The organism is Pedobacter jamesrossensis, from assembly GCF_042650905.1.
Taxonomy (GTDB): domain Bacteria; phylum Bacteroidota; class Bacteroidia; order Sphingobacteriales; family Sphingobacteriaceae; genus Pedobacter; species Pedobacter jamesrossensis.
The window spans coordinates 1-7,553 of sequence record NZ_JBHSBY010000081.1; the positions used below are offsets into that span (position 1 = coordinate 1).

Below are 7,553 nucleotides of genomic sequence, written 5' to 3' on the forward strand. Positions count from 1 at the left end.
AGAGTGTTTTAATACACCATTAAAATACAAAAAAGGGAGCAGAAAACATAGTTTCTAACTCCCTTTTTTAAACAATTTTATGGGTGGACTTTTTCAGTGCCCTCGTGTTTTATCAGGAGTTTTTTTTTATGGCTTCTTTATCTGGATTGTTTTTTCTCCAAAAACGACACCATTTTCAGTAATACCTTGAACAATTATTTTAAATGCTCCTGTTAAATCACCTGTTGTAAGCTTTAGTTGTGTATCACCTTTATTATTTATAAACAATTGATAATTCCAATAAACAGTTGCAAAGTTTATCGGTTCATTCTTGTTGGTTATATCCGATACATAAAACTCTTTAGGCAAAGAGATTCCGTTTAACATTAAAAGATTCGGATTTACAGCGGTCTCTATACAGCCCTGATAAATAACAACTCTACCATTAGATGGATAGGTCTTTCCCTTTACAGGAATTTTACCAAAACTATGGTTCTGGCAGTTAAGAATTCCATACTGACATACATAATCACCGCATGCATTTCTACCATAGCTAGCAAAGTCTAAGCCGTTATCAACAGACTTTTTAATTGTTACCTCATCTAGTTTTATGCCAGCTAAAGAAGTTATACTTTCAGAAAAAGGAGCTAAAGCACTCATTGCAACTATATTTTCGTCATAGTTTATTTTTCTTTGATAAGATTTAATCGCGACAGATGGATCGCTTAGTTTAACCTCATAAGCAGCATAATTTTTTACATCTATATTGAGCCAAACTTTAACTTTTTCATTAATTAAAAGTGTGTTATAGGGTAACAAAAACCGACCATTACTATCTGTATTGAACGAATTGACATTGCTTGCAGCTATTGTATTTAATATAACCGGTGTTTTTATTTCCTTTTTATTTTTTGTAATAACACCTGTGTATTCATAGTCTGAAAACCGTTGGTTGGTAATTGGATTAGTTAATATGCCTTCAGGCCATTTATATTTCCGCCACCCCTTTATCAAAAGTATATTTTCAAGATAATCTGAGTCATTATATTTAACCCCTGATAAATTTATAGGCAATGATTTTAGCTCACTTTCTAAATAAGCATAATCAACGATATTCGTTTTATTAGCTAAAGTAAATCTATTTTCTTGTACTACAGCAACAGAAACAATTCCTTTCAACGGCTTGTTATCACTATCTAAAATCTTCAAATCTAGTTTAACACTATCTCTTGTTGTATAGTCTGTTTTATCACTATTAATAAGTAGTTGATCAATTCCATCGTAATGCGCAAAAAATATTCGCTCAGCAATGGGTTTGTATGAACTATCTAATAATGTTATTGTGTTTAGCCCCACCGGCACAGAGTCTAATTTCAAAAGTACTTTTAGAGCTTGTTTACTTTTTAATTTCAATTCGCTTGATAAAAAAATGTCTTCATAATTATGAGCTACAAGATGAACTACTCCGTTAAAATTCCCTTCTATAAATGCCCTTAATTCATTGTTGCTTAAAGCTGAGTTTAATCTAATATTCGCTCCTCTAACCAACGGTTTTGGCAACTCATAAATACCGCGTAAATTTCCGTTATCCAATAATTTAACTGAATACTTTAAATTTGATACTGGTGTTAATAAGAAATTCCCCATTCCAGTAGAATTTGTGCTAATTGTATCTAAAATTTTTTCGTTGGCAAATAAAACGGCTTTGGCATTTATAACAACACCATTTAAATCTTTAATCTCCAGGCCTACTTTGTTTTCAATATCAAAAATTAGATTACCACTTTCAGGATAAAACTTAACACTATAATTATCGCTGCTAATGGGTAAATCGAATTTAGCGTAGCTAATGTGATTATTCTTTTTTACAGTGACTGATACCTGATTATTATCTGCATTAATTTTATCAGCAGGGTAATCAATCATAAATTCGCCAATGATACTTGTTTTAGCTTTACCAGATTTGACCACTTTATTATTTTTGCCAACTATATAGTTTACGTCAGCCGCAGAAACAAAACGATTATCACTCGATAAGGCTTTTAGTAATACCGTTCCATTTCCCTTTTCATTAGTTTTAAACTGAGAAATGCTCGCCACTAACGGATTAATTGTAGTAGATTTAATAGTGATGGGCTGAACAAATTGCATATCTGGTACTCCATCAAATTTAACATTTGAATTTGCGACAAATCTATAATTTCCACTTTGAAGAGAATCTGGCAAAGTCATGTTCCCGAAAACATATCCATTTTCGATAAAGAATTTTTGATGAACAACTACAGAACTATCCTGATTGTTGATTAACGAAAGATATAAAGTATTATATTTTGATAAATCCGCTGCTGTTTTTAACAAGTAACCGGTAAACCAAACTTGATCGTTATTGGTATAAACATTCTTATCAAAATGAATAAATAAAACCGATGGTTTATTAGAAAGTGAATAATTTGAAAGATTTTTAGCCAAGCTATCAATCTTATTTTCTTGGGCATTTAAATTCCCATAGGCAATAAGAAGACAAAATAAATTGAATAATAATCGTTTTTTTTGAGGCATATCTAGAATGATTTACCTAAAATCTAAATATTATTTCAAATATTCAAACTAAATTATTTTGTGAAGGATGCCTCCATCTTTTGCCATTTCGTCAATTTTACGTTCTACTAACTCATTTTTGATTAGTTCTGGTGCATGATGAGGTTTTTTCCTTGCATCGATTATTAAAGAACCTTTACATCCCCAATGTTTATTGTTTGTAAAATCATTAATACCATAAATATCTGCCGCAGGATTACTTCTTGTAAAAGTTATCCAAACTAAATTATCTATATTCTCGGCAGCGAAAGCCGAATCATCGCAAAGTACAATAAGTGGCAAACCAGACAAATCAGAATCCCTTAAAGCGATATTTAGCAAAGTGATTTCTGCGGCAGTTTTTTCTGCATTTTTATAAGGTTCAGCCTGCAAGGTAAAAATACCAGGAATCGCAATTTCAGCATTTTTAAATCCTTCAGGGATATTCAAATCCGAAGGAAGCTTATCCCAGAGTTCTCTTTTCTTATCACCTGCAGCGGCTACGACAACTTTAGATCCACTGTTCAATCCGTCGCCACTATAATCTAAAGTATCAATTGTAGTATTGGTATAAAAATGTAAATCGGTTTTAAAATCGACTCTTTCTAAAATATGCTGTAAAAAGCTTTCAATATCATGGGTACTTAAATCTTCATTATCTTCTTTGGCAGCAATGAATAAATATTTAGCCAAACTAAGCTGGTTTTTACCTAAAATATGATTGGCAATGGTTAAAATTTCTTGCGGTCTGCGTTCTTTAAGATAAGGCGTATAACGTTCGCTACCAATTGCAAATAGCAATGGATGAACGCCTGCAGCATCAACAGCATGAACTTCTTTTAAGCCATGTATTTCTTGAGGGATAGCTGAACCAGTAATTTCGTGAATCAGCGCACCAAAACTTGTATCTTCTTGTGGTGGGCGACCAACAACTGTAAAAGACCAAATTGCATCTTTTTTATGATAAACATTATGAACCTTCATCAACGGAAAAGGATGCGTTAAACTGTAATACCCAAGATGGTCGCCAAATGGACCTTCCGGTTTATTTTGGTTTGGATAAACTGTACCGGTTATAATAAAATCTGCATCGGCAGAAATGCAGAAACCTTCATCATCATAAAAATACCTGAATCTTCTATCGCCCAAAGCACCTGCAAAAGTCATTTCGGATAAGCCTTCGGGTAAAGGCATTACCGCTGCCAAAGGATGCGAAGGTGGACCGCCAACAAAAATACTCACCTTTAATGGCAAGCCTAAAGCATTAGCTTTTGATTGATGGACGCCAATGCCACGATGAATTTGATAATGCAATCCTATTTCTTTATCCTGAATGTATTCGTTGCCTCCAAGTTGAATTCTATACATACCTAAGTTTGCATTTAAAACACCTGGTTTATCTACATCTTCTGTATAAACTTGCGGCATAGTTACAAACGGCCCGCCATCCATTGGCCAGTTTACAATTTGAGGAAGTTTACTAATAGAAGTTTTTAAGAATTTATTTTTTGCTGATGGCGTATTTAACGGCAAAGCTGATAAAGCAGACATTGCAGAACCAACATATTTAAATGGGTTCTTCAAAGCTTTCATCGGGTCGTTACGTAATGAAACCAGTTGCTGAACTTTTGGCAAAGTATCTCTAAAAATAAATTTAGAACGCTCTAACGTACCAAACAAATTCGAAACCGCAGGAAAAGGACTTCCCTTCACCTTTTCGAAAAGTATTGCTGGTCCGTTATTTTCGTAAACACGTAAATGAATTGCAGCCATTTCAAGATATGGGTCAACTTCCTCTTTTATCCTGATTAAATGTCCATGTTTTTCTAAATCACTTACACATTCTGCTAAACTTTTATATGCCATGCCCAAAGATATATATTTACTTATTCTTGAAAACAAAAAGCCGTAGATATACAGCGTTTAAATCTGTTTATCTACGGCTTTTTACAATTAATAGATTATTATTTCTTTCCAGCGAAAGAGCGTAACATCCATGTATTTTTCTCTTTAAACTGCATAAAACGGTTAACCATATCGTTTGTACCATCATCTCCAGCTTTATCAGTTGCATCTAAAAGTGTTCTTTCCAATTCAATTAAAGTAGCCATATCTTCTAAAACAGCATCAACCATATCTAAATCTTTAAGACCAATAGTATTGATTTCTTTGATTTGTGATTCTTTTATATAATCAGCAAAGCGACTATGAGGTGGTTTCCCTAAAGTTAAAACACGTTCCGCAATTTCATCAATTGTTAATTGTGCATTCGTATATAACTCTTCGAATTTAATATGTAATGTAAAAAAGTTTTGACCTTTAATATTCCAATGACAACCTCTTAATTTTTGATAGTGAACATGATAGTTTGCCAAATAATCGTTTAATAGATCTACAACTGGTTTAACTTCTTTCTCGTTTAAGCTTATTTCTTTAGCGTCCATTTTTTTATTTTATTAGTATTAATGTGCCTTCTAAACAATTGAATAGCGTAAAAAGTTTCATCAAAAAATGGATTCAAACAATACCTTATTTATCTGTTCGTTTAATAGTGGTAATTGCATAAATTAAATAAAATGCAACTATTTGTTAACTAGCAAAATATAGGTGAAATTGTACTGCGAATACATTATAAACTTTAAAACTCCAAATTGTGAGATTAAAAATTTTTATAATATTATTCGTATAATTGCTACCCCTCATATAAAATTTAGATAAAAATAAATGTATAAAATAGGCTTAACTGCTATTCTACTATTTGCTTTAAATGCAGCAAATGCTAAAGCTAATGCAGTAATCGACTCAATCGGAGTAGAAAATAATAACGGCAAAAAACTAATCGTTCATCAAACAGCTGCAAAAGATACTTACTATTCTATAGGAAGAAGATACAACGTTCCGCCAAAAGAAATTATGGCATATAATGACAATAAATATCTTCAAATTGGAGTAATTATTAAGGTTCCAACAAATTTACCATTTGCTTCTGCTGGCAATACATCTGCTACGCAAACAGCTCCTACAGCTAATTTAAGCGAGCATATTGTTAAGCCTAAGGATAATTTAAATATGCTTGCTGAGAAATACGGCACTACAATTAATGAATTAAAAGCATTAAATAATTTAACAAGTATTAATTTAAGTATTGGTCAGGTTTTAAAAATTCCGGTTAAAAATGCTGAAACTGTACAAAATACAGCTGCAACAACTACACAGGTAATTCCTCCTGTAAAAGAAAAACCTGCTCCTGCAGCGGAAACTGTAGAATCGGCTAGCCAGACGATGATTGAGCACACTGTTGAACCTAAACAGTTTTTAGGAAAGATTGCCGAAAAATACGGAACAACCGTGGAAGAGATTAAAAAGGCAAATAATCTTTCTGGTAATAATCTTCGAATTGGTCAGAAGTTAAAAATTCCGGCAACAAAAAATATCGATAGTGATAAAGTGGTTTCAGTTGCAGAAACACCTACAAGTACATCAGAAGTTAAAGATGCTCCGGGAACCTATACTGTAAAAAAAGGTGAAAGTATTTTTAATATCGCTAAACAGTTTGGAATTACTGCTTATCAAATCAGAAAAATGAATAACCTACCGGATAATACTTTATCCACAGGTCAGGTTTTGAAAATCCCTTCGGATATTACGACTGAAATACCTGCTGTAAAAGAAAAAGTTGTAGAGAAAGTTGTTAAAGAAACGCCAAAAGATGAAAGCTTTGTTTACACAGTTGGCTCAGGAGAAACCATCTTCAATATTGCTAAGAAATTTAATTTAACGGCTTATCAAATAAGAATTGCGAATAAGCTTGACGATAATACGATTACAACCGGGCAGAAATTAGTTATCCCGAAACAACCTGAACCTAAATCGGTTGCAGAACTAGCGAAACAAGAACAAGAAGGAGAATCGGATAGTACATCATTTAAAGACCCAAAACTTCGTGGTGCACCAAGTAGATATGGTTTAAGTCAAATCGAAGAAAAAGGTACAGCAGTTTCGATTTCTGATGCAGATTTAGATGCTTCAAAAATGCTTGTTTTACATCGTACTGCTCCTATTGGCACTATTATTAAATTAACTAACCCAATGACTAATCGTACTGCATTGGCAAAGGTTGTTGGTAAATTTACCGAGAACGAATCCACAAAAGATGTTATAATTGTAATGACTAAAGCTGTAGCTGATTCTTTAGGCGCTTTAGACAAAAGATTTTTTTGCAATTTAACGTACGGTGTGCATGAGCTTGAATAAAAAACCATTTATTATTGGTATCGCTGGAGGAAGTGGCTCTGGCAAAACTTTTTTCTTAAACTGTTTTCTCCATCATTTTAAACAAGATGAGGTTACGTTAGTTTCTCAGGATGATTATTACATCCCTGCGGGCGAAATGACGCAAGAGGAAAACAAACTTTACAACTTCGATTTACCTTCTACCATTGATAGTCAGCAGTTTTTAAAAGATATTAAGCAACTGCTTGATGGAGAAGTTGTTTATAAGAAAGAATACAATTTTAATAATCCTTTGGCTGTTGTTAAAATTCTTGAAATAAAATCTGCACCAATTATAATTGTTGAAGGTCTTTTCATTCTTCACTTTAAAGAAATTGCGGCACTTTTAGACCACATGATTTTTGTAGATGCTGATGAACAAGTAGCTTTAGATAGACGTATAAAACGTGATGGTTTAGAACGTGGATACCCAGAAGAAGATGTTTTATACAAATGGCACAACCATGTTTTGCCTGCTTACAAAGAGTACCTTTTACCCTATAAAGATCAATGCCATAAAATTGTAATTAATAATACAAACAAGGCAGAAGAGATTATCGCAATAACGGATGATATTTCTGTGGAACTTAGAAATACAGTTTTAAAAGATATTTAGTAAAAAGAGGCTGTCTCAAAAAGGCAGTCTCTTTTTTGTGGAAAAAAAATTAATTTTCGCCTGTTTAAATTTGGTTTATTGCGCTGAATTTCAGATATTTAAGTGTAAA

Annotated in this window: 5 protein-coding genes; 2 read left to right on the forward strand and 3 right to left on the reverse strand. The window is 32.8% G+C overall.

What is annotated here, in order from left to right; all coding sequences use genetic code 11:
- Nucleotides 1–126: 126 nt before the first annotated feature.
- The 3 genes from ACFOUY_RS09290 to ACFOUY_RS09300 form a co-directional block, all read right to left on the reverse strand.
- Nucleotides 127–2,211, reverse strand: coding sequence for a hypothetical protein (locus ACFOUY_RS09290; RefSeq protein ID WP_378960230.1), 2,085 nt, complete (start codon nucleotides 2,209–2,211; stop codon nucleotides 127–129).
- Nucleotides 2,212–2,586: 375 nt separating this feature from the next.
- Complete coding sequence (locus tag ACFOUY_RS09295) at nucleotides 2,587–4,422, reverse strand: UbiD family decarboxylase (RefSeq protein ID WP_378960231.1); 1,836 nt, start codon at nucleotides 4,420–4,422, stop codon at nucleotides 2,587–2,589.
- A 98-nt stretch (nucleotides 4,423–4,520) separates the two neighbouring features.
- Nucleotides 4,521–5,000, reverse strand: coding sequence for a Dps family protein (locus ACFOUY_RS09300; protein WP_378960232.1), 480 nt, complete (start codon nucleotides 4,998–5,000; stop codon nucleotides 4,521–4,523).
- 280 nt (nucleotides 5,001–5,280) lie between these two features.
- On the opposite strand from ACFOUY_RS09300, the gene ACFOUY_RS09305 reads away from it, so the two are divergent.
- A complete protein-coding gene (locus tag ACFOUY_RS09305) occupies nucleotides 5,281–6,810 on the forward strand; it encodes a LysM peptidoglycan-binding domain-containing protein (RefSeq protein WP_378960233.1) in 1,530 nt (509 codons plus the stop codon).
- Entirely contained in the window at nucleotides 6,803–7,444 is a 642-nt protein-coding gene (locus ACFOUY_RS09310) for a uridine kinase family protein (RefSeq protein ID WP_378960234.1), read from the forward strand. The genes ACFOUY_RS09305 and ACFOUY_RS09310 overlap by 8 nt, the downstream gene beginning before the upstream one ends.
- The last annotated feature ends 109 nt before the right edge of the window (nucleotides 7,445–7,553 follow it).

Bases quoted from the DNA above. Each gene is read 5' to 3' on its own strand.
- ACFOUY_RS09295 (WP_378960231.1), bottom strand. From the start codon at position 4,422: ATGGCATATAAAAGTTTAGCAGAATGTGTAAGTGATTTAGAAAAACAT.
- ACFOUY_RS09290 (WP_378960230.1), bottom strand. From the start codon at position 2,211: ATGACTTTGCCAGATTCTCTTCAAAGTGGAAATTATAGATTTGTCGCA.
- ACFOUY_RS09305 (WP_378960233.1), top strand. From the start codon at position 5,281: ATGTATAAAATAGGCTTAACTGCTATTCTACTATTTGCTTTAAATGCA.
- ACFOUY_RS09300 (WP_378960232.1), bottom strand. From the start codon at position 5,000: ATGGACGCTAAAGAAATAAGCTTAAACGAGAAAGAAGTTAAACCAGTT.